We start from the raw sequence: 22,303 nt of genomic DNA, 5'->3' as shown, positions 1-22,303 counted from the left end.
GTGCGCGGCCACGGTCGCACCCGGGGCGCGCTCCTACAGAAGGCTGCGCCTGGCCATCCAGTCGCGCACCACGCCGGTCCACAGCGCGTAGCCCTCGGCATTGAGGTGCAGCCCGTCGTCGTCGAACCAGCGCGGATCGGCCTCGCCGTCGGCGCCGAGCATCGGCGCGTGGATGTCCAGGAAATCCACCCCGCGTTCGTCGGCGCAGGCGCGGATCAGTGCATTGGCCTGGCGGATCCGCGGCAGCTGCCTGCGCCGCGAGAGATTGGGCTTGATCGACAGATAGGCGAACGGCACCTCGCCCGCCCAGCGGCGCGCCTGCGCGACGAACGCGCGGAAGGCGTCGCGCACCTGCGCGGGCGACTTGCCGTCGGCCAGGTCGTTGCCGCCGGCGTACATCACGATCGCCCTGGGCCGGTAGGGCGCGACCAGCTGTTGGGCGAAGTAGACGCTATCGGCGATTTCGGAACCACCGAAGCCGCGATTGATCGTGGGCACGTCCGGAAAATCCGCCGCCAGCGTATGCCACAGCCGGATCGATGAGCTGCCCACGAACAACACCGCGTCCGCTGGTGGTGGCGCGAGCCTGTCGATCGCCGCGAACACCGCGATCTCGCTCTGCCATTCGATGAACTCGGCGACCTCGCCGCCGGAAGGAGAAACCTGGTCGAGCATGCCGTCTCCGCCGGACGCTGGTTGCCCGAGACTAGGCCAGGCGCGATCAAGGTGGCGTGGGTAGGCGCGGGTCCGCGGACGCACTCGGGATCCCGGCGCACGTCCGGCGCGGAAACCTCACTGCGCGATGTCCAGCGTTCCATGCAGCCAATCGCGCACCAGGCCCGACCAGAGGCGGTAGCCCTGCCGGTTCATATGCAGGCCGTCCGAGCCGAACCATTTCGGTTGCGGCTGGCCATCCGGTCCCAGCATGGGCGTGAAGACGTCCAGGTAGCCGATACCCGTCTGCCCGCGCGCGTACGCACGCACCAGCGCGTTCGACCTGCGGATCTGCGGCAGCAGGTGTTTGCGCGCCACACTGGGCTTGATCGCGATGAACGCGATCGGCACATCCGCGTCCAGCGACCGCGCGCGCCGCACGAACGCGACAAACGCATCACGCACCTGCTCCGGCGTGCAGCCCTCGGCCAGGTCGTTGTCGCCGGCATAGAACACGATGGCACGCGGGTGGTAGGGCGCCACCAGGCGATCGGCGTAGTACGTGGCATCCGGAATGCGCGAGCCGCCGAAGCCGCGGTTGATGACCGCGCGGCCAGGGAAGTCGCTGGCCAGCGAGCTCCACATGCGGATCGACGAACTGCCCACGAACAGCACGGGATGCGGCGGCGGGCGATGCGCGCTGTCGGCCGCGGCGAACGACGCGATGTCGGCCTGCCACTGTTCGGGCCGGTCGGCACACGCCTGCGCCAGCGACGGCACCAGCGCGATGATCAGCAACAGCCAGAGAACTTTCATCCATCCAACCTACCACCAGGCCGTGTCGAGGACGGGTTGGTTGGCTCGCCCGTCGGCCGCTATGGCCGCTTGAGCTCGCTCACCTCGAGCACCTGCGCGATACGCCTGCCGTCCCAGCGGTAAATGAAATGCTGCGCCTGCACGCAGGGCGCCACCACGTCGGGATAGAACGCCGCCACGCATTCGCCGCCGGCGTGTCGCGCGCTGTCATAGACGACCCCGCTGGAGCCGGCCGCGCGCAGCGTGCGCGCCAGCGCCACGCTGGCCGCGTAGTCGTACGGATCGTGCGCGGCCGGCCAGCCGCCGCGCAGGTCGTGCAACTTGCAGTCGATGCTGGTGCGATAGCAGCGCATCTCGATCTCGCAGGCCGGCTCGGCGGTCGCGGCGAGGAAGCGCTCGCGGTGGTAGACGGTTTCCTCCACGGCGGTGGCCACGCCGTGCGCGGCGTAGAACACGCCCCAGCTGCCGTCGGAAAAGCGACTGCCTTCCGGGTTGAGATGGGTGAAGGCGGCCATCACCGGCGTGCTGCCCGGCCCGCTGATGCGCCGCTCCCGCGGCACCAGCTGCAAGGCGCCGGCTTCCTCGCGCAGGCGCGGATTGGTCATCGCCTCGATGGCGAACAGCGCGTCCAGGTCCGCCGGGTCGGCGATGCGGTCGAACACGCCCACCGGCGGGAAGCGGCTGGGCACGATGCGGTAGGCATGGCTCCAGCGGATGCGTTTCAGGGGCGGCAGGTCGGCGGGCATGCAGGCTCCGGGTTGTGCGTCCTCCCTTCACCGAGGCGGGAGAAACCAAGCATGGCAGCGCGAGGTCTCGCCGGGCGCGACCGGAGTCTCGCGCCCGCCTCAGCCGCGTTGCGCGTCCAGGTATTGGCGCACCACGTAAAGATCGCCCACGTTGCCCGAAAGCATGCGCTCGAGCGCCGAATGGCCGCCAAACAGCGGCGCCTGGTTCGGCTTGCGCAGCCAGGCGTCGGCCTGGGCCGGATCGGGGAACATGATCTGCAGCGATTTCCAGATGCCGAGCAGGTAGCTGATCCGCTCGATCACGTCGCGGCCGGGATTGCCGTCCTGGTCGCGCTTCCATTTGAAGAAGGTCGATTCGGCCGGTTCGCCGAGCAGGCGGCGCTGTTCGGCAATGCGCAGTTTCCAGTGCTCGGCGAGGCGGAAGAAGGAGCGCAGCGCGGGACCGCCAAGGTCACCGGCAGGGGCCTGTTCGGGACGGGTATGGGCCAGCATGCGAAACTCTCCTTTTGGAGTTCGCGTTCAATTTACTGCAAATATGCAGTAGCTGCAAACAAGCCCTCATCGGACCCTACTTGCAGTCGCATCCGTACCTGGGCTCCGGACCGCCTTCGGCAATGAAGCGGTCGACGCGCTGCTCCAGCACCGGCAGCGGCACCGAACCGAGCTGCAATACGGTGTCGTGAAAGTGCCGCAGGTCGAACCTGGCGCCCAGTGCGTGCTCGGCCCTGCCGCGCAGCGCGCGGATCTTCAGGTACCCGAGCTCGTAGGACAGTGCCTGCCCCGGCCAGCTGATATAGCGGTCCACTTCGTTGGCGATCTCGCGCGCCGACAGCGCGGTGTTCTGCGTGAGGTAGTCGATCGCCTGCTGGCGCGTCCAGCCGAGGTGGTGGATGCCGGTGTCGACCACCAGCCGGCAGGCGCGCCACATCTGGTAGGTGAGGTAGCCGAAGCGCTGGTACGGCGTCTTGTAGATGCCCATCTCGTTGCCCAGGTATTCGGAGTACAGGCCCCAGCCCTCACCGAAGGCGGAGATGTAGCCCTGGCGCCGGAATTCGGGCTGGCCCTTCTGCTCGGCAGCCAGTTCCAGCTGCAGCGCGTGCCCGGGATAGGATTCGTGCAGGGTCAGCGCCGGCATGTTGAAAAGCGGCCGCGACGGCAGGTCGTAGGTATTGACCAGGTACGCATCCGCGCCGCCGCGGCCGGAGGTGTAGTACGGCGCGATGTCGGCAGGCACCGGCACGATGGCGAAGCGCGCGCGCGGCAGATGGCCGAAGAAGCGGCTCATCTGGCCATCCACTTCCTTGGCCACCCAGGCGGTGCGCTGCAGCAGCTCCTCGGGCGTCCTGGCGTAGAACTGCGGGTCGGTGCGCAGAAGATCGAGGAACGCGGGGAAGTCGCCCTTGAAGCCGCTGTCCTTCATCGTCTGGAGCATCTGCGCGTGGATCTTCGCCACCTGCTCCAGGCCGATCGTATGGATCGCATCGGGGTCCAGGTCCAGCGTGGTGTATTCGCGGATCTGCTGGCGATAGAACGCCTTGCCGTCCGGCAGTGCCTCGGCCGCCAGCGTGGTGCGCGCGTGCGGCACGTAGCTCTGGCGGAAGAAGGTCAGCAACCTGCCGTAGGCCGGGATCACCTCGTCGCGGATGCGCCGCAGCGCCTCGCCCTGCAGCGCCTGCGCCTGGTCGGCCGGGATCGCGTCGGGCATGTGCTCGAACGGTTCGTAGAAGCTGCTGGCCGTGGGATCCTTCAGCTCCGCCACGGCGGCGATCGACACGTCGCGCCCGTCCAGCACCGCGCGCGGCACCGAGAAGCCGCGCTTGAGGCCCAGCCGCATGTTGGCGATCTGCTGGTCGAAGTAGGCCGGGATCTGCGCCAGCCGGTCGAGGTAGCGGCGGAAGTCGTCGGTGGTGCGCAGGTGGTCGGCGTCCAGTTCGTAGCCGAGGTCGCTCCAGAACGCCGAATCGCTGTTGAACGGCATCTGCCAGGTGCTGAAGCGCTGGTCGGCCAGCAGGTTGGCGATCTGCGCGTGGTAGACGGCGTAGTTGACCTGGTTGGCGGGCGAGAGCTGGCTTGCGTCGAGTGCATCGAGCCTGGCCAGTACCTGTTGCCAGGTTTCCAGCCGCTGCTGCTGGCTGGCCGCGTCGACGTTGTCCAGCCGACCGTTGTTCGGCTGTGGCTCGCCCGAGGCGCTGATGTCGCCCTGCCCGGTGCGCCACGCCCACTCGTGGGTGTAGATCGCCTTGAAGCGGTCGTCGGCGTCGTTGGCGTGCACGACCGGGGCGAGCAGCAGGCCCGCGGCCAGCAGGCCGCCCAGCAGGTGGTTCATCGCGAAGCTCCTTGCGAGGGAAGCGGTGATGATCGCAAAGAAGTGGCGCGGATGTGCCCGCCAGCGGATCCGGCTCCGCGGCGTGGAGCCCTTCGACTCCGAGCTGCGGCCTGCGCTCGGGATGAACGGTTCCACCGGGACCGTCGTGGTGGGCGCCGGCGCGCGGCGACCGCAGTCGATGTACCGCCCGCGGGCGTCAGACGCCTGCGTAGTAGCCGCGCATGGCGTCCAGGTAGGCGTCGAGGTTGCGGCCTTCGCCCATCGCGAAGCGTTCGCCGGTTTCGTCGAACCGGTCGATGCGGTCGGGGCGGAAGTTGCGGAACGCGCCGCGCAGGCGGCACCAGGTGCCAAGCGTCCACTTGCCACCCCAGAACGCCAGGCACAGCGGCTCGACGTCGCGCGTGCTGGCGTGGCCCGCTTCGTCGCGATAGACCAGCCGCAGCACCAGCTGCGCCTCGATTGCCGCATGCAGGCGGTCGATACGCGCGGCGAAGGCGGTGCTGTATTCGTCCCGCCACACCGGCGCGTAGATGCGCGTGCGCGCGGCGCGCTCGCGCAGCTCCGGCGGCAGCACCGCCTCGATCTTCATCAGCGCGGCCTGCGCGCCTTCGGCCAGGCGCTCGCCGGCGAAGGCGCGCACGAAACGGGTGCCGACCACCAGCGATTCGAGCTCCTCGGCGGTGAACATCAGCGGCGGGATGTCCGCGCCCTTGCGCAGCACGTAGCCCACGCCCGCTTCGCCCTCGATCGGCACGCCCGAGAGCTGCAGGTCGGCGACGTCGCGGTAGACCGTGCGCAGCGAGACGCCCAGCGTCTCGGCCAGCGAGCGCGCCTGCAGCGCGGTGCGGCGGCCGCGCAGGGCGTGGATGATGAGGAACAGGCGATCGGCGCGGCGCATGCGCGCATGATCGCCGAGGCGCGATGCATGGGCCAGTGCGCCGACGCCCGCGGTCGCTCAGGACTGGCTGGCGAGGAACCCGGCATCCTTCGCTTCCGCCCGTTGCATCGCCGGGCGCGCACGCACGCGGGCGATGTAGTCGCGCACCGGCGGCACGTCCGGCACCAGCTTGAACATCGTAATCCAGTGCAGCGCGGTGCCCCACAGCACGTCGGCGGCGGTGAAGCGCTCGCCGAGCAGCCAGGGCCCGGGTGTGAGCTGGGCGACGATGGCGTCCAGCACTTCCTGCCAGGTGCCGTAGGGCGAGGTCGCGTGCGGTGCCGGCTCGCGCTGCATGGAATGGTCGACCAGCGCCGGCTCGAAGCAGGAGCCATAGAACACCATCCAGCGCAGATACGGTCCGCGCAGCGGATCGCCGATCGCCGGCGCCAGGTTCTTTTCCGGATAGAGGTCGGCCAGGTACATCATCACCGCCGGCTGCTCGGTGACCATCGCGCCGTCGTGGCGGATCGCCGGCACCTTGCCCAGCGGGTTGAGCGCGAGGTAGGCCGGGTCGCGCTGCGTGCCGGCCTTCAGGTCCAGCAGGTGCAGGTCGTAGTCGACGCCAAGTTCCTCCAACAGCGCCAGCGTCCCGCGCGAGCGCGACTGCGGTGCGTGGAAAAAGGTCACCTTCGGTGCGTTCATCGCTCGTTCTCCGGCGGCCGATGACAGACCGCCTCCAGGTTGTGTCCATCCGGCCCGATCACGAAGGCACCGTAGTAGTTGTCGTGGTAGTGCGGACGCAGTCCGGGCGCGCCGTTGTCGCGCGCACCGGGCGCCAACGCTGCGCGATGGAAGGCGTCGACCTGCGCGCGGGTGGCCGCCACGAAAGCGATGTGCAGCGGCGTCGGGCTGTGGTCGGCGCGGGTCAGCCAGAGCTCCTGCTCGGCTTTTCGGCCCCGTCCGGCGGCCAGGCCCACGGCGTCGGAAAAGCTTTTCACCACCGCGATGCCCAATGGCTGCAGCGCCTGTTCGTAGAACCGGCGCGCATGTTGCAGATCGGTCACGGGCAGCCCGAGGTGATCGAACATGGCGTTGCGCTCCTACAGGTAGGTGGTCACGGCCGGGGGGTTCATCCAGTTGTCGTGGCGCCCGTCGAAATAGCGCACCGGCGCATCGGCCAGTTCCTCCGGAGTGGCGTCATCCAGGCAGGCCAGGTTGACGCTGACGAAGTCACCGCCCAGCTGTTCCAGATGCCCCGTGCCGAAGGGCTGGACGCCACAGTGCCGGCAGAATCGGTAGTGCATGCTGTGGGTACCGAACTGGTAGTCCGCCAACGCCGTTTCGCCCTCCAGCAAACGGAAAGCCTCCGGCCTGACCATCGCTCCCCAGCGGCGCGTCTTGCTGCAGATCGAGCAGTTGCAGCGGCCGGTGCCGGCGGAAAGATCGATGTCGGCGGCAAAGCGCACCGCGCCGCAATGGCAACTGCCGTGATAGGTCCTGGTCATGCGTGCTCCCCGGGTGTGGTCATGAGCGATGATGCGCCGCGCAGCAGCGAACGCGGCGTGGGCGCCAGGCGCAGGGTTTCGGGCAGGGCCTCCAGGCGGTGGACCCAGGCATCGACGATGGGGTCGGCGGCCGCGGCGGCGCGGTGCCGTGCCTGCGCCCGGGCATCGGCGAAGGCGGCGAACCAGACGAATACGCTTTCGCCTTCGCGCACCGGCAGCCGCGGGAAGGTGTTGCGCGCCGGCTCGGTGACGAACTGTCCCAGCACCGGCGCGCCAAGGCGCCCCAGCACGGGCCGTACCTGCATGTCGAAACTGCGCGCCAGCGGCGCGGCATCGGACGGTGGCACGGGGCAGACCGTGGCGCTCAGCAGGCCGGCGGGCGCGCGTTCGCCGAGCCCGGGACGTGTCATGCCCTCCAGCGCGAAAGGCTGGGTCGGTCGCAACAGCAGCACGTCGTCCGAATCGAGCATCGTCGCGTTGGCGGCCTCGCGGTGCCCGCGCCAGACCGGGCCGTCGTAGAACGCCGCCAGCGCCGCGGCGCGCGCGGGCATGTCCGGGAAACTGCGCAGCCAGACGAAGCGATCCGGATCGTCGAGGTCGCGAAACTGCCCTGGCAGGCCCATGCCGAGCGCTTCCTGCGGCTCGATGAATTCGCGCTCGAACAGTTCGACCAGCCGCTCGCGCTGGCCGGGTCGTAGCGTGTACTGGCGCAACTCGAATACGGCGTGGGCGCTCATGGGCGCCGTCCGAACAGCGTGGCGACCAGTGCCAGCAGGGTCATCCGCCGGGAGGGCTGGCGCGCGGTCGCGGGCGGCAGCGGCTGCGGCCCTTCGACCAGCCGGTTGCGCCCGGCCAGCGGGCGGTAGGCGTCGGCGATGCGATCGAGGATCGGATGCATGGTCGTCCTCCTCACGCCGCGGCCGCTTCGCCGACGCACCACGGCGGCAGCTGGGCGTGCTTGAACAGGCGATACCAGTGTTCGCGGTCGCCCGGGCCATAAAGGTCCAGCGTGCGGATCACCTCGCGTGCGAACTCCACGCTGCCCAGGTGGCTGGCGGTGATGGTGCCGCCGTCGCTGACTGCCAGGACCGAGGCGTCGTACTGCGCGCTGCCGGCGTAGCCCGGTACCTGTGCATCGATGTGGCCGGCCCAGTTGCCGGTGTGGCGGCAGCGGTCGAGCAGGCCGGCGCGGGCCAGCGCCAGCACGCCGCTGTCGATGCCGGCGACCACCGAGCCTGCGCCATGGAGTTGGCGCAACGCGGCCACCGCCGAGGCGCCTTCGCCGCGCTGCCACAGATGGCCGCCCGGCACGATGGTGAGCGCGGCGCGCGCGAAGTCGAGCTCGGCAAGGCTCAGCTCCGGCTGCACCGCCAGGCCGCCCATCGAGCGCACCGGCGCGCGGGTGAAGCCGACCGTCGCCACCTGCCAGTCGCCCGGTCGACGCACCTCGCACAGGGCCAGCGCCGCCTGCCAATCCGCAAAACCGTCGAACACCAGGAAATGGATCGTGTCGCGCATCGCGTTGCCTCCTCTGCAAGATGGGCAGGATGCGCCGGGGCTGCTGCCAGCGTGATGTCAGCAGTGGGGCAAAAGGCGGACCCCGTTATCCCGGGCTCATACCCGCAGGCCGAAGGCGAAGCACCCCGAATCCGGTTTGCCAGGCCCGGCGCGGAGGGGGCCGGGTGCGTCCCGCCATTCACGCGCACCCCGTAAAATGCCCGTTCCTTCCAGCCACGGACCCGACATGAAGCCTGTTTCGCTGATCCAGTTCCTGATCGAGGAACGCCGCGCCGGCCACATCAACGCCGAGCTCTCGCTGCTGATCGAAGTGGTCACGCGCGCCTGCAAGCGCATTGCGGTGGCCACCAGCAAGGGCGCGCTGGGCGGCGTGCTGGGCAACGCCGGCAGCGACAACGTGCAGGGCGAGGCGCAGAAGAAGCTCGACGTGATCTCCAACGAGATCCTGCTGGAAGCCAACGCCTGGGGTGGTCACCTGGCTGCCTGCGCGTCGGAGGAGATGGAGGATCCGCAGCCGATCCCGGACATGTACCCGAAGGGCAACCACCTGCTGCTGTTCGATCCGCTGGACGGCTCGTCCAACATCGACGTGAACATCTCGGTCGGCACGATCTTCTCGGTGCTGCGCTGCCCCGAGGACGTGACCGAGCCGAAGGTCGAGGACTTCCTGCAGCCGGGCACGCAGCAGCTCGCCGCCGGCTACGTGGTGTACGGCCCGGCCACGCTGTTGGTGCTGACCTTCGGCCATGGCACGCACGAGTTCACGCTCGACCGCGAGGTCGGCAGCTTCATCCTGAGCCGGCGCGACATCCGGATCCCCGAACAGACCGCCGAGTTCGCCATCAACATGTCCAACCAGCGCCACTGGGAGGCGCCGATGCAGCGCTACGTCGGCGAGCTGCTGGCCGGCAAGGAAGGCCCGCGCGGCAAGGACTTCAACATGCGCTGGGTCGCCTCGATGGTGGCTGACGTGCATCGGATCATCACTCGCGGCGGCGTGTTCTTCTATCCGCTGGACGCCAAGATCAAGGCCAAGGGAGGCAAGCTGCGCCTGATGTACGAGGCCAACCCGATGGCCTTCATCGTCGAGCAGGCCGGCGGCGCGGCCACTACCGGGCGCGAGCGCATCATGGACCTGCAGCCGACCGGCCTGCACCAGCGCGTGCCGGTGTTCCTGGGTTCGAAGGGCGAGGTGGAAGTGGCCACCCGCTACCACCGCGAGGCCGACGTCGCCTTCGCCTGAGGACAGCGGGCAGGCGCCCGTGCGCCTGCCCGGTCCCGCCCCGGTTTCGCCATCGTCCTGCCGCACGCTTCCCGCCGACTTCCCGAACTGACGACGATGGCCCGACGCCTGAGCCTCCTGCTGCTGTTGACCGTGGCCCTGGTCGGCTGCGCACCCGTGCGCAAGCCGCCGCCGGTCGCCCCGCCACCACCGCGCAAGCTGGTGGTGGGGCTGGCGCTGGGTGGCGGTGCGGCCAAGGGCTTCGCGCACATCGGCGTGATCAAGATGCTGGAAGCCAGCGGCATCCACGTCGACGTCGTTGCCGGCACCAGCGCCGGCAGCGTGGTCGGCGCGCTGTATGCCAGCGGCATGGACGCCTTCGCCATGCAGCAGGCGGCCATCTCGCTGGACGAGGCCTCGATCCGCGACGTGCGGCTGTTCAGCGGGGGCCTGGTGCAGGGGAAGAAACTGGAGGACTACGTCGATGGCCTGGTGCGCCAGCGCCCCCTCGAGCGGCTGAAGCTGCCCTTCGCGGCAGTCGCCACCGAACTGGAGACGGGCCAGCGCATGGTGTTCCGCCACGGCGACACCGGCCAGGCCGTGCGCGCCTCGTGCAGCGTGCCCGGCGTGTTCGAGCCGGTGGCGATCGGCGGACGGCATTATGTCGACGGCGGCGTGGTCAGCCCGGTCCCGGTCGACGCCGCGCGCGAGCTCGGTGCCGACTTCGTCATCGCGGTGGACATTTCCGCGCAAAGCGACGGCACGTTGCCCGACGACATGTTCGGCATCGTCGGCCGATCGGTGGTGATCATGGGCCAGCACCTGGGTGCGCAGGAACTGGCGCGCGCCGACGTGGTGATCCGCCCGCGGGTGAACGACATCGGCGCGGCCGACTTCGCGCAGAAGGAGCGCGCGATCATGGAAGGCGAGAAGGCGGCGCTGGCGGCGATGCCGCTGATCCGCGCCCGGCTGGCCGCGGCGCGGCTTGCCGTGCCGGCGATCGCCGCGCACTGACCGCACGTCCCGTCGGAGCGCACCGCTGCTGCGAACGCCGGCCCCGCGTCGCCGCGAGATTCGATGTGGTGGTCGCGCGCAGGTGCGTTCCTACGACCGCACGCTGTGACCGGCCGCACTGGAGCGACCGCCAATGCGCTGCTAGCGTGGACCCTTTCCTCGCGAGAGCGGCCCATGCCCCCTTCCCTGCGCCTCCTGCCCCTGATCACCCTGGCCCTCGCCCCGCTGGCGTCGGCTGCGCCCGGCAAGGTCGACCCACGCATCGACCAGCTGCTCGACCAGCTCGGCAAGGTCCGCGCGATCCACGCCGTGCAGCTCTCGCCCGACGGCCAGCGGCTGGCCTGGGTGGTGGACAGCCACGGCAAGCCGATGATCCAGCTTGCCCGCGCCGACGGCACCGGCGCGCACGCGGTGGCGATGGGCGACACGCCCTGCCGGCAGGAGGAGATCGCCTGGTCGCCCGACTCCCGCCGCCTCGCCTTCCTGTCCGACTGCGGCGGCAAGGCGGGCGATATGGACGTCTATACGGCCGATGTCGCCAGCCAGGCCGCTCCGCACCAGCTGGCCGACCTGCACGGCTACGCGCATGACCTGGCGTGGTCCGCCGACGGCCGCACGCTCGGCTTTCTCTATGTCGAAGGCGCCACCCGCCGCGCCAGCGCGGTAGCCGCCGCGAAGCCGCAGGTCGGCGAGGTCGGTGTCGAGGGGCTGGAGATCCAGCGTGTCGCCACGCTGCCCGCCAGCGGCGGCACGCCGGCGCTGGTCAGCCCCGCGGACAAGTACGTCTACGAGTTCAGCTGGTCGCCGGACGCCAGGCAGCTGGCCTACGTCGCGGCGCCCGCGCCCGGCGACAACAACTGGTGGATCGCCAGGCTGTACGCCCAGGATGCCCGGACCGGCGCCGCACCGCGCGTCCTGGTCGACCCGAACACCGCCGGCCCGTTGCACCGCCTGCAGCTGGCGCTGCCGCGCTGGTCGCCGGACGGCCGGCGGATCGTCTTCGTCGGCGGCCTGATGAGCGACCAGGGCGCCACCGGCGGCGACCTCTACGCGGTACCGGCCACGGGCGGCGCGACGGTCGACCTTACGCCGGGCATCCACGTCACGCCGTCGTGGTTCGCCTGGACGTCGCCCCGCACGCTGCTGGTCAGCCAGGTCAGCAACGGCCGCAGCCAGCTGGCCGACTATGCGGTCGATGCGCAACGCGCCACGCAGCAGCGCGTGCACTTTACGCTGCCGGCCAGCATCGGTGACGGCAGCGCCTCGATGGGCATGTCGCTGTCGGCCGACCACCGGCGCATCGCGTTCATGCAGAGCTCCTACACCGCCGCGGCGGAAGTCCATGCCGGTCCGCTCGGCGACGCGGCACCGCCCGCGGTCACTGCGATCAACGCCGCGCTCGCCCCGAGCTGGGGCAAGGCCGAATCGGTCGAGTGGGAACATGACGGCCGCCACGTGCAGGGCTGGCTGCTGTATCCGGCGCACTACGATCCGAAGAAGACCTATCCGATGATCGTCAGCGTGCACGGCGGCCCGTCCAGCGCCGTGATCCCGCGCTGGCCCGGCGTCGGCTACGGCAGCGTGCCGTTCTCCAACCTCGGCTACTTCGTCTTCCAGCCCAACCCGCGCGGCAGCTTCGGCCAGGGCGAGGCCTATGTGCAGGCCAACCGCAAGGACTTCGGCTACGGCGACCTGTCGGACATCCTCGCCGGCATCGACGCGATCGAGAAGAAGCTGCCGGTGGACGACAACCGGCTGGGCCTGACCGGCTGGAGCTACGGCGGCTTCATGAGCATGTTCGTGCCCACGCAGACCGACCGCTTCCACGCCGTGGTCGCCGGCGCGGGCATCGCCAACTGGCAGAGCTATTACGGGCAGAACCTGATCGACCAGTGGATGATTCCGTTCTTCGGCGCGTCCGTGTACGACGACCCGGCGGTGTACGCCAGGAGTTCGGCGATCAATTTCATCAGGCGGGTGAAGACGCCGACGCTGGTGGTGGTCGGCGATCGGGACGCGGAGTGCCCGGCGCCGCAGTCGTTCGAGTACTGGCATGCGCTGCGCGCGCAGGGCGTGCCGACCTCGCTGGTGGTGTACCCCGACGAGGGCCATCACTTCGTCGATCCGGCGCACCAGCGCGACGTGCTGCAGCGGGCACTGGAGTGGTTCGCCAGGTATCTTCCGGTCCGCTGAGCCGGTGACGCCGGGCCGGCGTTCCCCGGCCCGGCGCGCTATTTGGGCGGATCGCGCCGCTGCGTGTGCTTGACCGCCCCCAGGATCCCCAACCCGAACACCACGATCACGCCGGCACCGATCCATTGCAGCGGCACGTGCATCAACCAGGCGACATAGGCCAGGCCGCCGATCAGCACGATGATGCCGACCAGGTAGAGCGAGAACGAGGACATCGCGTGGCCTCCGTGGCGTAGGTCCATTGGAAGCAGAGCGGCTGGGCGATCACCGGCGCGTGAAGCCGTGGGCGCGGCGCCTCCGACTCCGGCCTGCGACCGGCGCCCAGGCTGATCGCCAACCCGGTCCAAACCCATTGACGCGCCGTTGCCGCCGTCCGCTCCACGCTGCGTGGGAGCAACGGAGCCCGAAGGCGTGAACGAAACCACCCGTCTGTCCCGCTACGCCCGCATCGGCGCGTTCCTGCTGCGCTATCGCAAGGCCGGCCTGTTCAGCGGACTGGAACTGGACATCCAGGAGGCGGCGCTGGCGGACGAGGAAGAGGCGTTCAGGCCGGGCCAGCCCAAGCAGTTCGTCGACGACCTCGAAGCGCTGGGACCCACCTTCATCAAGGTGGGCCAGGCGCTGTCCACGCGGCCGGACATGGTGCCTGCGCCCTACATCGCCGAACTGGAACGGATGCAGGACGACGTGGTGCCGGTGCCGGTGGCCGAGATCCGCGAGATCGTCGAGGCCGAACTGGGCGCGCGCATCGGCACGTTGTTCGCCCGCTTCGATGACCGGCCGCTGGCAGCCGGCTCGGTCGCCCAGGTGCACGCGGCCACGCTGCACGACGGCCGCGAGGTGGTGCTCAAGGTCCAGCGCCCGAACATCGCGCAGACCCTGCGCGAGGACCTGGCGATTCTGGAGAAGCTCGCCGGCGCGGCCGACCGCATGACCGACGTGGGCCGGCGCTACGGGTTCGTCGGACTGGTCAGCGAACTGCGCCACAGCCTGGCCAACGAGATCAACTTCGAGCTGGAGGCGGAGAACCTGCGCCGCTTCGCCGAGAACCTGCGCGACTACGACACGCTCTACGTGCCGCTGCCGCTGGCCGACTTCACCACCACGCGCGTCCTGACCATGCAGCGCGTGCACGGCATCAAGGTCACCCACATTCCCGCATTGCGTCGCATCGAGCATCCGCTGCACGAGCAGGCGCGCGAACTGCTGCGCGCCTATCTCGACCAGGTGTTCCTCCACGGCCTGGTACATGCCGACCCGCACCCGGGCAACGTGCTGTTGATGGAGGACCAGCGCCTGGCGCTGTTCGACCTGGGGATGGTGGTACGGCTGGTGCCGCGCACGCGCCAGTTGCTGCTCAAGCTGATGATCGGCGCCATATCCGGCAACGGCGACCAGGTCGGCGACATCAGCGAAACGATGGGCACCGCGCTGGAGGACTTCCGCCGCAATCTTTACCGGCGCCAGGTTGAGCAGCTGATCGCCAGCTACGTCGGCCTGCACAACTCGAGCCGGCAGTTTTCCGAGGGCCGGCTGGTGCTGGAGCTGGCCCGCGTGGGCGCTTCCTGCGGCCTGCGCCCGCCGGCGGAACTCTCCATCCTGGGCAAGACGCTGCTCAATCTGGAGGCGGTCACCAGCGCACTCGATCCGACCATCGACACCCGCAGCGTGGTCGAGCAGCACCTGCAGCAAGTGCTCAGGCGACAGGCCCTGGGCACGCTGTCCCCGGCCAACCTCGCGACGGAGTGGCTGGACATGCAGGAGCTGGCGCGCCATACCCCGCAGCACGTGGCGGCGATCTTGCGCACGCTGGCGCAGAACCGCCTGCGCGTGCGCGTGGACGGGCTGGAAGAGTCGCACATGATGGAAAGCCTGCAGAAGATCGCCAACCGGATCAGCACCGGGGTGATCGTGGCAGCTCTGGTGATCGGCGGCGCGCTGACCTCGCGCATGGACAGCGGCCCGAGGCTGTTCGGGCTACCGATCCTGGCGGTGCTGTTCATCGCGGTGGCAACGGTACTGGGCCTGAGCCTGGTGGTCAGCGCGCTGCGCCGCGACGGCAAGGTGGAGCGGGCCGCCAACCCGCCGCCGGACTAGAGCGACTCGTCAAAACAACGAGCCTTGCGGCGAGGCCATGCGCGGCGGCACGAAGCGCGAGGTATCCAGCTCCAGTCCGCGCGCGCGACCGAAGCCGTGCCGGCGGCACGCCACCTCGAAGCGCCGCTTGAGCAGCTGCGCGAATACGCCTTGCCCGCGCATGCGCGTGCGGAAGTCGCTGTCGTAGTCGCGTCCGCCATTCATCTGCTGGATCAGGCTCATCACGTGCTCGGCGCGCTGCTGCGCGTGCAGCGCCAGCCACTCGCGGAACAGCGTCTTCAGCTCGTAAAGCAGCCGCACCACGGTGTAGCCGGCACAGCTGGCCCCCGCGGCATGTGCCTGCTCCAGCACCGCTTCCATGTCGCGGTCGTTGAGCGCGGGAATGATCGGCGCGACCAGTACGCCGACCGGCACGCCGGCCCCGGCCAGCGCTTCGATCGCCCGGATGCGCCGGTGCGGCGCGCTGGCGCGCGGCTCGAGCTTGGCCGCCAGGTGGTTGTCCAGCGAATTGACCGAGATGAACACCTGCACCAGCCGGTCGCGCGCCATCGCGGCCAGCACGTCCAGGTCGCGCTCGATCAGTGCGTTCTTGGTGACGATGGTGCAGGGATGGCGGCACTCGGCCAGCAGTTCCAGCGCGGCGCGGGTCAACCGCCAGCGCTTTTCCACCGGCTGGTAGGGGTCGGTGTTGCTGCCGATGTTGATCGGGCTGGGCACGTAGCCGCGCTTTCCCAGCTCCGCGCGCAGCACCTCGGCAAGATTGCCCTTGGCGCGCAGCCGCGTTTCGAAGTCGAGGCCGGGCGAGAGGTTGAGGTAGCTGTGCGAAGGCCGCGCGTAGCAGTAGATGCAACCGTGCTCGCAGCCGCGGTAGGGGTTGATGGCCTGGTCGAAGGCAATGTCCGGCGAGTCGTTGCGGCTGATCACGCTGCGCGCGCGTTCCTCGGTGACTTCGGTGCGTGGGCGGGGCGCGTCGGCATCCAGCAGCAGGCTTTGCCAGCCGTCGTCCTCGGCATGACGGCGCACGCTCTCGAACCGCCCTTCCGGATTGGAAGCGGCGCCCCGGCCCTTGATGGCGTGCGGCGGTGGTTCGGACATCGGTCCAATTTAGCGCGCCGGCGTCTCAGGCAACGCGACCCCACGCAGCTTTGCGCGGGCGAAGCTACACTCGGACGTCCAAACCTTGCGTCCACCGAGGAGATGTCCCCATGTCCACGCTCCATCCGGTCCAGGCTGCCTTCGCCGCCAAGGCGCGCATCGACAGGGCCGAGTACGAGCGGCTGTATGCCGAGTCGATGCGCGACCCGGAGGGCTTCTGGGCGAAGGTGGGGCAGCGCCTGGACTGGGCAAAGGCGCCCACGCAGGTCAAGGACGTGTCCTTCGATCCGGCCGACCTGCACATCCGCTGGTACGGCGACGGCACGCTCAACGTGGCGGCCAACTGCCTGGACCGGCATCTCGCCGAGCGCGGCGACAAGACCGCGATCATCTTCGAAGGCGACGACCCGAACGAATCGCGCCGCATCAGCTACCGCGAGCTGCACGCGGAAGTGTGCAAGTTCGCCAACACCCTGAAGCACCTGGGCGTGGCCAAGGGCGATCGCGTGGCGATCTACCTGCCGATGATTCCGGAGGCGGCCATCGCGATGCTGGCCTGCGCCCGCATCGGCGCGATCCACTCGGTCGTGTTCGGCGGCTTCTCGCCCGATTCGCTGGCTGGGCGCATCGCCGACTCGCAATGCAAGCTGGTGGTGACCGCCGACGAGGGCGTGCGCGGCGGCAGGAAGATCCCGCTGAAGACGAACGTCGACGAGGCGCTGGAGCGCCCCGGCACCAGCAGCGTGGAAACGGTCGTGGTGGTGCGCCGCACCGGCGCCGCGGTGGCGATGCAATCGCCGCGCGACCGGTACTGGCACGTGCTGATGGACGGCCAGGGCGCCGACTGCCCGGCCGAACCGGTGGAAGCCGAGCACCCGCTGTTCATCCTCTACACCTCCGGTTCCACCGGCAAACCCAAGGGCGTGCTGCATACCTCCGGCGGCTACCTGGTTTTCGTCAGCTACACGCACGAATGCGTATTCGATCTGCGCGAGGACGACGTCTACTGGTGCACGGCCGACGTGGGCTGGGTCACCGGCCACAGCTACGTGGTGTACGGCCCGCTCGCCAACGGCGCGACCACGGTGATGTTCGACGGCGTCCCTAGCTACCCCGATTGCAGCCGCTTCTGGCAGGTGATCGACAAGCATCGGGTGACGCTGTTCTACACCGCGCCCACGGCGATCCGCGCGCTGATGCGCGAGGGCGAGGCGCCGGTGAAGAAAACCTCGCGCGCAAGCCTGCGCCTGCTCGGCACGGTGGGCGAGCCGATCAATCCGGAGGCCTGGGAATGGTACTGGCGCGTGGTCGGTGACGAGCGCTGCCCGGTGGTGGACACCTGGTGGCAGACCGAGACCGGCGGCATCCTGATCACGCCGCTGCCGGGCGCGGTCGACGCCAAGCCCGGCTCGGCCACGCTGCCCTTCTTCGGCATCGAGCCGGCGATCGTCGATGCCGGCGGGCAGGTGCTGGCGGGCGCGGCCGAGGGCAATCTGTTGATCACCGATTCCTGGCCGGGCCAGATGCGCACGGTCTACGGCGACCACCAGCGCTTCATCGACACCTACTTCAGCGCCTATCCGGGCAACTATTTCACCGGCGATGGCGCGCGTCGTGACGCGGACGGCTATTACTGGATCACCGGCCGCGTGGATGACGTGATCAATGTCTCGGGCCACCGCATCGGCACCGCCGAGGTCGAAAGCGCGCTGGTAGCGCATCCGAAGGTGGCGGAGGCGGCGGTCGTCGGCTGCCCGCACGAGATCAAGGGCCAGGGCATCTACGCCTACGTTACCCTGGTCGCTGGCGAGGACGGCAGCGAGGAGCTGCGCAAGGAACTGGTGGCCTGGGTGCGCAAGGAGATCGGTCCGATCGCCACGCCTGATTACCTGCAATGGGCGCCGTCGCTGCCCAAGACGCGCTCGGGCAAGATCATGCGGCGCATCCTGCGCAAGATCGGCGAGAACCAGCCCGAGGCGCTGGGCGATATTTCCACCCTGGCCGATCCGAGCGTGGTGCAGAAGCTCGTGGACGAGCGGCTGGTCAGGTAGCTGCTTGCAAGAGCGCCCCTGGGGCGCGGCCGCCGGCAGCGTGGTCGGGCCCAAGGCTCTCGAAAAAATCCGGTAGCTTCGTCGCGCCGCCGGCTGATGCTACCGTCCGTGGATGCCGATTCCGCCTACCGACGTTCCTGCCGTTGCGGCCCAGCTGGATGACCAGACGCTGCACGTGTGGCGTCTGTCCTACGATGCCGGCCGCCGCCGCGCGCCGCTGGTGGCGCTGCTCGGAAGCTATCTCGGCGTGTCCCCCGATGCCGTCCAGCTGGTCGACGGGCCTTATGGGCGACCGCACCTCGCGCCCGCGCAGGCGGGCGCGCTGGAGTTCAACTGGTCGCATAGCGGCGACTGCGCCCTGGTGGCCCTCGCTCGCCGTGTCGCGCCCGGGATCGACGTGGAGCGCCTGCGCCCGCGACCCCGTGCGCTGGAGCTCGCGAAGCGCTATTTCCATCCCGTCGAGGCCGCGTGGCTGGCCGCGCAGCCGGTCGACCAGCGCGATGAAGCGTTTCTCGCACTGTGGACCGCCAAGGAAGCCGTGTTGAAGGCGCTCGGACGTGGCCTGGCGTTCGGCCTGCACCGGCTGGAAATCGGCCTGGACACGGGCGATCCGGAACTGCTGCAGCTGGCGAACGAGGACGCCGGCGCCTGGCAATTGCATTCGGTGGACGCAGGTCCCGGGCACAGGGCAGCCATCGCGTGGCGGGGTCCGTCCCGCGGCATCCGGCAGTGGGTACTTGCCGACGCCGGTTGATCGGCGCAGTGTTTCCGGTCCCTAGTTCCGCTCAACGGCGTCCATGACCCTGCTCAGCGTCAACCTCAACAAGATCGCCGTGCTGCGCAACTCCCGCGGCGGCACCGAACCGGACATCCTGCGCGCCGCGCATACCTGCATCGAAGCGGGCTGCGGCGGCATCACCGTGCACCCGCGGCCCGACCTGCGCCATGTGCGCCCCGACGACGTGCGCGCGCTGGCCGCGATGCTGCGTGGCAAGGTCGAGTACAACATCGAAGGCAACCCTTTCGCGCCCGCCCGTGGCCTGTATCCGGGACTGGTCGCGCTGGCCCGCGAGGTACGTCCCGCGCAGGTCACGCTGGTGCCCGACAGCGACGGCCAGATCACCTCCGACCATGGTTTCGATCTCGCCGTCGACTGCGAACGGCTGCGCCCGCTGGTGGCGGAGCTGCGCGAGATCGGTTGCCGGGTGAGCCTGTTCGTGGACGTCGGAACCAAGGGCTTCGAACAGGCGGTGGCGATCGGTGCAGAGCGCATCGAGATCTACACCGGTCCGTATGCCGAAGCGTTCGCCGAAGGCGACGCCCGCGATGCCCTGGCCGCCTGCGCGGACACCGCACGGCGAGCGCAGCAGGCGGGGTTGGCGGTCAACGCCGGACACGATCTCAACCAGGCCAACCTGGGCGGCTTCAAGGCAGCCATTCCGGGCCTGGCCGAAGTATCGATCGGGCATGCCCTGATCGGCGAGGCGTTGTACAACGGGCTGGCGTCGACGGTGCGACGGTACCTGCAAATCCTGCGCTGAACGCTCGAGGCTTTCCGCCGGATGGATTTCAGCCCACCGCACGCTGGCGAATCAGCGAAGGTGGGCTGAAGCCCACCCTACCGCCTTGCGGGACCTTCGCGCCGAGCATGCGCTCTTCCAAAAGCAAAACCCCCGCTTGCGCGGGGGTTTGCCGGTAGCGTTGATCCGCCTGAGATCATTGCGCCTCGGTGAAGCCGATCTTGGTCAACCCGTAGCTCTTGGCGTCGGCCAGCACACGGGCGACCGACTCGTAAGCCACGCCGTCGTCCGCATTGATCTGGATTTCCGGCTGGTTGGTCTGCTGCGCGATGACCGCCATCTGTGCCTTCAGGCCCAGCTCGTCGACCGGCGTGTCGTTCCAGTACAGCGCGCCGGCGCGATCGATCTTGAGCCGGATGGGCTCGAGCGGATTTTCCGGCTGGACGATGTTGGGGTTCGGTTGCGGCAGGTCGATCTTCACCTTATGGGTGAGCATCGGCGCCGTGATCATGAAGATGATCAAGAGCACCAGCATCACGTCGACCAGCGGCGTGACGTTGATGTCGGCCATCGGGCCGCTGGTGTTTCCGGAACTGAAAGCCATCGTCCTACTCCTTGCCGGTCGTCATGAAGCCGACATGGACCATGCCTGCTGCCTTCGCGTCGGTAAGGATCTTGCGGACGTACTTGTACTCCGTGTCCTTGTCCGCGCGAAGCTGGATTTCCGGCTGCGGCGTCTTGGACGCCGCCACCGCGAACTGTGCCTTCAACTCCGCCTCGGTCACCTCGGCGTCGTTGAGGTACATCGATCCATCCTGCTTCAGGGCCACATCCATGGGTTCAACGTAGCCGGTATCGGGCGCCTTGGGATTGGCGTTCGGCAACGGCACGATGATCCGGTGCGACATCAGCGGCGCGGTGATCATGAAGATGATCAGCAGCACCAGCATCACGTCGACCAGCGGCGTGACGTTGATTTCCGACATCGGGCCGCCGGAATTGCCTCCGGTACTCATTGCCATGGGTCAAGCCTCACTTCTGGGTCGGCGCCACGCCTTCGACACGCGAACCGGTGGCGAAGAAGTCGTGCAGGTCGTGCGCGAACTCGTCGAACTGCGCGTAGGTCATGCGGTTCGAGCGGTTGAAGAAGTTGTACGCGAGCACGGCCGGGATCGCGGTGAACAGACCGAACGCGGTCATGATCAGCGCCTCACCCACCGGACCGGCCACCGCTTCCATCGAGGCGTTGCCCGACGCGGAGATCTTGATCAGCGCGTGGTAGATGCCCCACACGGTACCGAGCAGACCGATGAACGGTGCGGACGAGCCGACGGTGGCGAGCAGCGTCATGCCACCTTCCAGTCGCAGGCTCTCGCGGGCCACCGCCTGGCGCAGGGCGCGGTCGATGAACTCCGAGCGGCTCAGCGATTCGGCCAGGCGGCCACCACCGACGGCGGCCGCAGTGGCCTGCTGGTGGTGGGCGACCGCCGAGGCGGCGTCCAGCGCGATCTTCGAGAAGGGTTCGCCCTTGGGCTGGGCTTCCAGCTCACGGATCGCTTCCTGCGTCGAGGCGGTGTTCCAGAAATTGGAAATCACCTTCTCGGCGCGCGAGCGGACCATGGCGTTGCGGATCGCGTTGGCGATGATGAAGTACCAGGATGCGAAGGACATCACCACGAGCGTGATGAACACGATCCAGCCGAGCGGGTCGAAGTTGTGGATCAGGTCCCCGAAACCCATGTGCTTCATGGCTTCGGCGTTCGAGGTGCCGCCTTGGGTCGGTGCAGTTTGTAGGAACATCATGACGCTACCTTTAGAGATGTCAGGCGTGAACTGGTGGACTGTAACCTTCGGTTACAGCTGGTTGAGATTCCAGGCGACGGGAACGCGAACGTAGCCTTCGGTCTTCTGACCATTCTTGATGGCCGGATTGAAGCGCCATTTCCTGGCCGCTTCAATCGCCGCGCGATCCAGCTCGCGATAGCCACTGGAGGTCTCGACCTTGATGTCCTTGGGGCTACCGTCCGTGCCCACCAGGATCAACAGCGTAGTCGTGCCCTCGTGACGCTGGCGAATCGCCTGCGGCGGATAGCGGGGCTGAATGCGGTTGTTGTAGCTGATGTCCTGGCTGGCCGTGATATCCGAAGGCGGCGCCGGGGGAGCCGGCGGCGCCGGCGGCGGGGCCGGGATCGGATTGGTCGTCGCTTCCTCCACGGCCGGCGGCGGAGCCGGCGGCGGCGGGGTCGGCGGCGGCGTCACCTGCTGGATGATTTTCGGCGGCGGCTGCTTCGGCGGTTCCGGCGGCGGCGGCGGCGGGGGCGGCGGCGGCGGCGGCGGCTCGATGAAGTTCACCTGGACGATGCGCTCCTTCTTCGCCTGATCCTGCTTCGGAGGCGCCGGCGGCGCGATCAGCAGCAGGAATGCAAACGAATGCAGCGCGATGGCAACAGCCAACGCCCAGGTGCGCCTCCAACTGAACGGCGCGCGGCCGGTTTCTTCGTTACTCGAGGCCATCTGTCACTTTCTGGAGCTAGTCAATCGGGAAAGGCGGGGTCGCAGCATCGAACGGCAAATCTCGACCCAACAGGGTGACATCTGCCACTGGACATGCGCGGGAAAAGGGTTCTCAACGGTACAACAGGCCATGGCGTTTGTATAGCACCCGT

Annotated in this window: 25 protein-coding genes; 7 read left to right on the top strand and 18 right to left on the bottom strand. The window is 68.8% G+C overall.

Going from position 1 to position 22,303, the window contains the following annotated elements; all coding sequences use genetic code 11:
- Positions 1-33: 33 nt before the first annotated feature.
- The 12 genes from ACFWZ4_RS08180 to ACFWZ4_RS08125 form a co-directional block, all read right to left on the bottom strand.
- Positions 34-675, bottom strand: a complete 642-nt coding sequence (locus ACFWZ4_RS08180; RefSeq protein WP_439704220.1) for a GDSL-type esterase/lipase family protein — start codon at positions 673-675, stop codon at positions 34-36.
- Positions 676-792: 117 nt separating this feature from the next.
- Complete coding sequence (locus ACFWZ4_RS08175) at positions 793-1,470, bottom strand: SGNH/GDSL hydrolase family protein (protein WP_439704219.1); 678 nt, start codon at positions 1,468-1,470, stop codon at positions 793-795.
- Between the two features lie 59 nt (positions 1,471-1,529).
- Positions 1,530-2,216 carry an RES family NAD+ phosphorylase gene (locus ACFWZ4_RS08170; RefSeq protein ID WP_439704218.1) on the bottom strand — a complete coding sequence of 229 codons (687 nt, stop codon included), beginning with the start codon at positions 2,214-2,216 and terminating at the stop codon, positions 1,530-1,532.
- Between the two features lie 99 nt (positions 2,217-2,315).
- A complete protein-coding gene (locus ACFWZ4_RS08165) occupies positions 2,316-2,708 on the bottom strand; it encodes an MbcA/ParS/Xre antitoxin family protein (protein ID WP_439704217.1) in 393 nt (130 codons plus the stop codon).
- Positions 2,709-2,784: 76 nt separating this feature from the next.
- The gene (locus ACFWZ4_RS08160) at positions 2,785-4,542 is read right to left on the bottom strand and encodes a DUF885 domain-containing protein (RefSeq protein WP_439704216.1); all 1,758 of its coding nucleotides are present in this window, start codon (positions 4,540-4,542) and stop codon (positions 2,785-2,787) included.
- 196 nt (positions 4,543-4,738) lie between these two features.
- The gene (locus ACFWZ4_RS08155; protein WP_439704215.1) at positions 4,739-5,440 is read right to left on the bottom strand and encodes a helix-turn-helix transcriptional regulator; all 702 of its coding nucleotides are present in this window, start codon (positions 5,438-5,440) and stop codon (positions 4,739-4,741) included.
- A 57-nt stretch (positions 5,441-5,497) separates the two neighbouring features.
- Positions 5,498-6,124, bottom strand: coding sequence for a glutathione S-transferase family protein (locus ACFWZ4_RS08150; RefSeq protein WP_439704214.1), 627 nt, complete (start codon positions 6,122-6,124; stop codon positions 5,498-5,500).
- Positions 6,121-6,510, bottom strand: coding sequence for a VOC family protein (locus ACFWZ4_RS08145; protein ID WP_439704213.1), 390 nt, complete (start codon positions 6,508-6,510; stop codon positions 6,121-6,123). Before ACFWZ4_RS08145 ends, ACFWZ4_RS08150 begins: the two co-directional genes overlap by 4 nt.
- A gap of 12 nt (positions 6,511-6,522) precedes the next feature.
- Entirely contained in the window at positions 6,523-6,927 is a 405-nt protein-coding gene (locus ACFWZ4_RS08140) for a GFA family protein (RefSeq protein ID WP_439704212.1), read from the bottom strand.
- Positions 6,924-7,664 carry an NIPSNAP family protein gene (locus tag ACFWZ4_RS08135; protein ID WP_439704211.1) on the bottom strand — a complete coding sequence of 247 codons (741 nt, stop codon included), beginning with the start codon at positions 7,662-7,664 and terminating at the stop codon, positions 6,924-6,926. Before ACFWZ4_RS08135 ends, ACFWZ4_RS08140 begins: the two co-directional genes overlap by 4 nt.
- Positions 7,661-7,825, bottom strand: coding sequence for a hypothetical protein (locus ACFWZ4_RS08130; protein ID WP_439704210.1), 165 nt, complete (start codon positions 7,823-7,825; stop codon positions 7,661-7,663). Before ACFWZ4_RS08130 ends, ACFWZ4_RS08135 begins: the two co-directional genes overlap by 4 nt.
- Before the next feature lie 11 nt (positions 7,826-7,836).
- On the bottom strand, positions 7,837-8,445 hold the full coding sequence (locus ACFWZ4_RS08125; RefSeq protein WP_439665037.1) for a DJ-1/PfpI family protein: 609 nt from the start codon (positions 8,443-8,445) through the stop codon (positions 7,837-7,839).
- A 226-nt stretch (positions 8,446-8,671) separates the two neighbouring features.
- On the opposite strand from ACFWZ4_RS08125, the gene ACFWZ4_RS08120 reads away from it, so the two are divergent.
- The 3 genes from ACFWZ4_RS08120 to ACFWZ4_RS08110 all read left to right on the top strand — a co-directional run bounded on the left by ACFWZ4_RS08120 (position 8,672) and on the right by ACFWZ4_RS08110 (position 12,874).
- Positions 8,672-9,688 (top strand): class 1 fructose-bisphosphatase, encoded by a 1,017-nt coding sequence (locus ACFWZ4_RS08120; protein WP_439704209.1) that lies wholly within the window; start codon positions 8,672-8,674, stop codon positions 9,686-9,688.
- 51 nt (positions 9,689-9,739) lie between these two features.
- Positions 9,740-10,681, top strand: a complete 942-nt coding sequence (locus ACFWZ4_RS08115; protein ID WP_439704281.1) for a patatin-like phospholipase family protein — start codon at positions 9,740-9,742, stop codon at positions 10,679-10,681.
- 174 nt (positions 10,682-10,855) lie between these two features.
- Positions 10,856-12,874, top strand: coding sequence for a S9 family peptidase (locus tag ACFWZ4_RS08110; RefSeq protein ID WP_439704208.1), 2,019 nt, complete (start codon positions 10,856-10,858; stop codon positions 12,872-12,874).
- 38 nt (positions 12,875-12,912) lie between these two features.
- On the opposite strand, the gene ACFWZ4_RS08105 is transcribed toward ACFWZ4_RS08110, so the two are convergent.
- Positions 12,913-13,089, bottom strand: coding sequence for a hypothetical protein (locus ACFWZ4_RS08105; protein WP_231322566.1), 177 nt, complete (start codon positions 13,087-13,089; stop codon positions 12,913-12,915).
- Positions 13,090-13,285: 196 nt separating this feature from the next.
- On the opposite strand from ACFWZ4_RS08105, the gene ACFWZ4_RS08100 reads away from it, so the two are divergent.
- Positions 13,286-14,971, top strand: coding sequence for an ABC1 kinase family protein (locus tag ACFWZ4_RS08100; protein WP_439704207.1), 1,686 nt, complete (start codon positions 13,286-13,288; stop codon positions 14,969-14,971).
- 9 nt (positions 14,972-14,980) lie between these two features.
- Here ACFWZ4_RS08100 and ACFWZ4_RS08095 read toward each other — a convergent pair whose 3' ends face one another.
- Positions 14,981-16,066 carry a PA0069 family radical SAM protein gene (locus ACFWZ4_RS08095; RefSeq protein ID WP_439704206.1) on the bottom strand — a complete coding sequence of 362 codons (1,086 nt, stop codon included), beginning with the start codon at positions 16,064-16,066 and terminating at the stop codon, positions 14,981-14,983.
- 110 nt (positions 16,067-16,176) lie between these two features.
- On the opposite strand from ACFWZ4_RS08095, the gene acs reads away from it, so the two are divergent.
- The 3 genes from acs (at position 16,177) to ACFWZ4_RS08080 (ending at position 19,658) form a co-directional block, all read left to right on the top strand.
- Positions 16,177-18,117, top strand: a complete 1,941-nt coding sequence (gene acs / locus ACFWZ4_RS08090) for an acetate--CoA ligase (RefSeq protein ID WP_439704205.1) — start codon at positions 16,177-16,179, stop codon at positions 18,115-18,117.
- Positions 18,118-18,229: 112 nt separating this feature from the next.
- On the top strand, positions 18,230-18,871 hold the full coding sequence (locus ACFWZ4_RS08085; RefSeq protein WP_439704204.1) for a 4'-phosphopantetheinyl transferase family protein: 642 nt from the start codon (positions 18,230-18,232) through the stop codon (positions 18,869-18,871).
- 43 nt (positions 18,872-18,914) lie between these two features.
- Positions 18,915-19,658: a pyridoxine 5'-phosphate synthase gene (locus tag ACFWZ4_RS08080; RefSeq protein ID WP_439704203.1), complete on the top strand. Its 744-nt coding sequence runs from the start codon at positions 18,915-18,917 to the stop codon at positions 19,656-19,658.
- 175 nt (positions 19,659-19,833) lie between these two features.
- Here the strand turns inward: ACFWZ4_RS08080 and ACFWZ4_RS08075 are convergent, their stop codons facing one another.
- Genes ACFWZ4_RS08075 through ACFWZ4_RS08060 form a run of 4 tightly spaced genes read right to left on the bottom strand, consistent with a single transcriptional unit; the run spans position 19,834 to position 22,151 of the window.
- Positions 19,834-20,241 (bottom strand): ExbD/TolR family protein, encoded by a 408-nt coding sequence (locus ACFWZ4_RS08075; RefSeq protein WP_439701097.1) that lies wholly within the window; start codon positions 20,239-20,241, stop codon positions 19,834-19,836.
- A 4-nt stretch (positions 20,242-20,245) separates the two neighbouring features.
- Positions 20,246-20,659, bottom strand: coding sequence for an ExbD/TolR family protein (locus ACFWZ4_RS08070; RefSeq protein WP_231322580.1), 414 nt, complete (start codon positions 20,657-20,659; stop codon positions 20,246-20,248).
- Between the two features lie 10 nt (positions 20,660-20,669).
- Positions 20,670-21,437, bottom strand: coding sequence for a MotA/TolQ/ExbB proton channel family protein (locus ACFWZ4_RS08065; RefSeq protein WP_231326085.1), 768 nt, complete (start codon positions 21,435-21,437; stop codon positions 20,670-20,672).
- A 54-nt stretch (positions 21,438-21,491) separates the two neighbouring features.
- Positions 21,492-22,151 carry an energy transducer TonB gene (locus tag ACFWZ4_RS08060; RefSeq protein WP_231322583.1) on the bottom strand — a complete coding sequence of 220 codons (660 nt, stop codon included), beginning with the start codon at positions 22,149-22,151 and terminating at the stop codon, positions 21,492-21,494.
- Positions 22,152-22,303: the final 152 nt, after the last annotated feature.

This window comes from Frateuria sp. GZRe12, from assembly GCF_051900535.1.
GTDB lineage: Bacteria > Pseudomonadota > Gammaproteobacteria > Xanthomonadales > Rhodanobacteraceae > Frateuria_A.
Note: the sequence above shows the minus strand (reverse complement) of the source record. Positions and strands in the feature narration are given on the sequence as shown.

Bases quoted from the DNA above. Each gene is read 5' to 3' on its own strand.
- ACFWZ4_RS08180 (WP_439704220.1), bottom strand. From the start codon at position 675: ATGCTCGACCAGGTTTCTCCTTCCGGCGGCGAGGTCGCCGAGTTCATC.
- ACFWZ4_RS08175 (WP_439704219.1), bottom strand. From the start codon at position 1,470: ATGAAAGTTCTCTGGCTGTTGCTGATCATCGCGCTGGTGCCGTCGCTG.
- ACFWZ4_RS08170 (WP_439704218.1), bottom strand. From the start codon at position 2,216: ATGCCCGCCGACCTGCCGCCCCTGAAACGCATCCGCTGGAGCCATGCC.
- ACFWZ4_RS08165 (WP_439704217.1), bottom strand. From the start codon at position 2,708: ATGCTGGCCCATACCCGTCCCGAACAGGCCCCTGCCGGTGACCTTGGC.
- ACFWZ4_RS08160 (WP_439704216.1), bottom strand. From the start codon at position 4,542: ATGAACCACCTGCTGGGCGGCCTGCTGGCCGCGGGCCTGCTGCTCGCC.
- ACFWZ4_RS08155 (WP_439704215.1), bottom strand. From the start codon at position 5,440: ATGCGCCGCGCCGATCGCCTGTTCCTCATCATCCACGCCCTGCGCGGC.
- ACFWZ4_RS08150 (WP_439704214.1), bottom strand. From the start codon at position 6,124: ATGAACGCACCGAAGGTGACCTTTTTCCACGCACCGCAGTCGCGCTCG.
- ACFWZ4_RS08145 (WP_439704213.1), bottom strand. From the start codon at position 6,510: ATGTTCGATCACCTCGGGCTGCCCGTGACCGATCTGCAACATGCGCGC.
- ACFWZ4_RS08140 (WP_439704212.1), bottom strand. From the start codon at position 6,927: ATGACCAGGACCTATCACGGCAGTTGCCATTGCGGCGCGGTGCGCTTT.
- ACFWZ4_RS08135 (WP_439704211.1), bottom strand. From the start codon at position 7,664: ATGAGCGCCCACGCCGTATTCGAGTTGCGCCAGTACACGCTACGACCC.
- ACFWZ4_RS08130 (WP_439704210.1), bottom strand. From the start codon at position 7,825: ATGCATCCGATCCTCGATCGCATCGCCGACGCCTACCGCCCGCTGGCC.
- ACFWZ4_RS08125 (WP_439665037.1), bottom strand. From the start codon at position 8,445: ATGCGCGACACGATCCATTTCCTGGTGTTCGACGGTTTTGCGGATTGG.
- ACFWZ4_RS08120 (WP_439704209.1), top strand. From the start codon at position 8,672: ATGAAGCCTGTTTCGCTGATCCAGTTCCTGATCGAGGAACGCCGCGCC.
- ACFWZ4_RS08110 (WP_439704208.1), top strand. From the start codon at position 10,856: ATGCCCCCTTCCCTGCGCCTCCTGCCCCTGATCACCCTGGCCCTCGCC.
- ACFWZ4_RS08105 (WP_231322566.1), bottom strand. From the start codon at position 13,089: ATGTCCTCGTTCTCGCTCTACCTGGTCGGCATCATCGTGCTGATCGGC.
- ACFWZ4_RS08095 (WP_439704206.1), bottom strand. From the start codon at position 16,066: ATGTCCGAACCACCGCCGCACGCCATCAAGGGCCGGGGCGCCGCTTCC.
- acs (WP_439704205.1), top strand. From the start codon at position 16,177: ATGTCCACGCTCCATCCGGTCCAGGCTGCCTTCGCCGCCAAGGCGCGC.
- ACFWZ4_RS08085 (WP_439704204.1), top strand. From the start codon at position 18,230: ATGCCGATTCCGCCTACCGACGTTCCTGCCGTTGCGGCCCAGCTGGAT.
- ACFWZ4_RS08080 (WP_439704203.1), top strand. From the start codon at position 18,915: ATGACCCTGCTCAGCGTCAACCTCAACAAGATCGCCGTGCTGCGCAAC.
- ACFWZ4_RS08075 (WP_439701097.1), bottom strand. From the start codon at position 20,241: ATGGCTTTCAGTTCCGGAAACACCAGCGGCCCGATGGCCGACATCAAC.
- ACFWZ4_RS08070 (WP_231322580.1), bottom strand. From the start codon at position 20,659: ATGGCAATGAGTACCGGAGGCAATTCCGGCGGCCCGATGTCGGAAATC.
- ACFWZ4_RS08065 (WP_231326085.1), bottom strand. From the start codon at position 21,437: ATGTTCCTACAAACTGCACCGACCCAAGGCGGCACCTCGAACGCCGAA.
- ACFWZ4_RS08060 (WP_231322583.1), bottom strand. From the start codon at position 22,151: ATGGCCTCGAGTAACGAAGAAACCGGCCGCGCGCCGTTCAGTTGGAGG.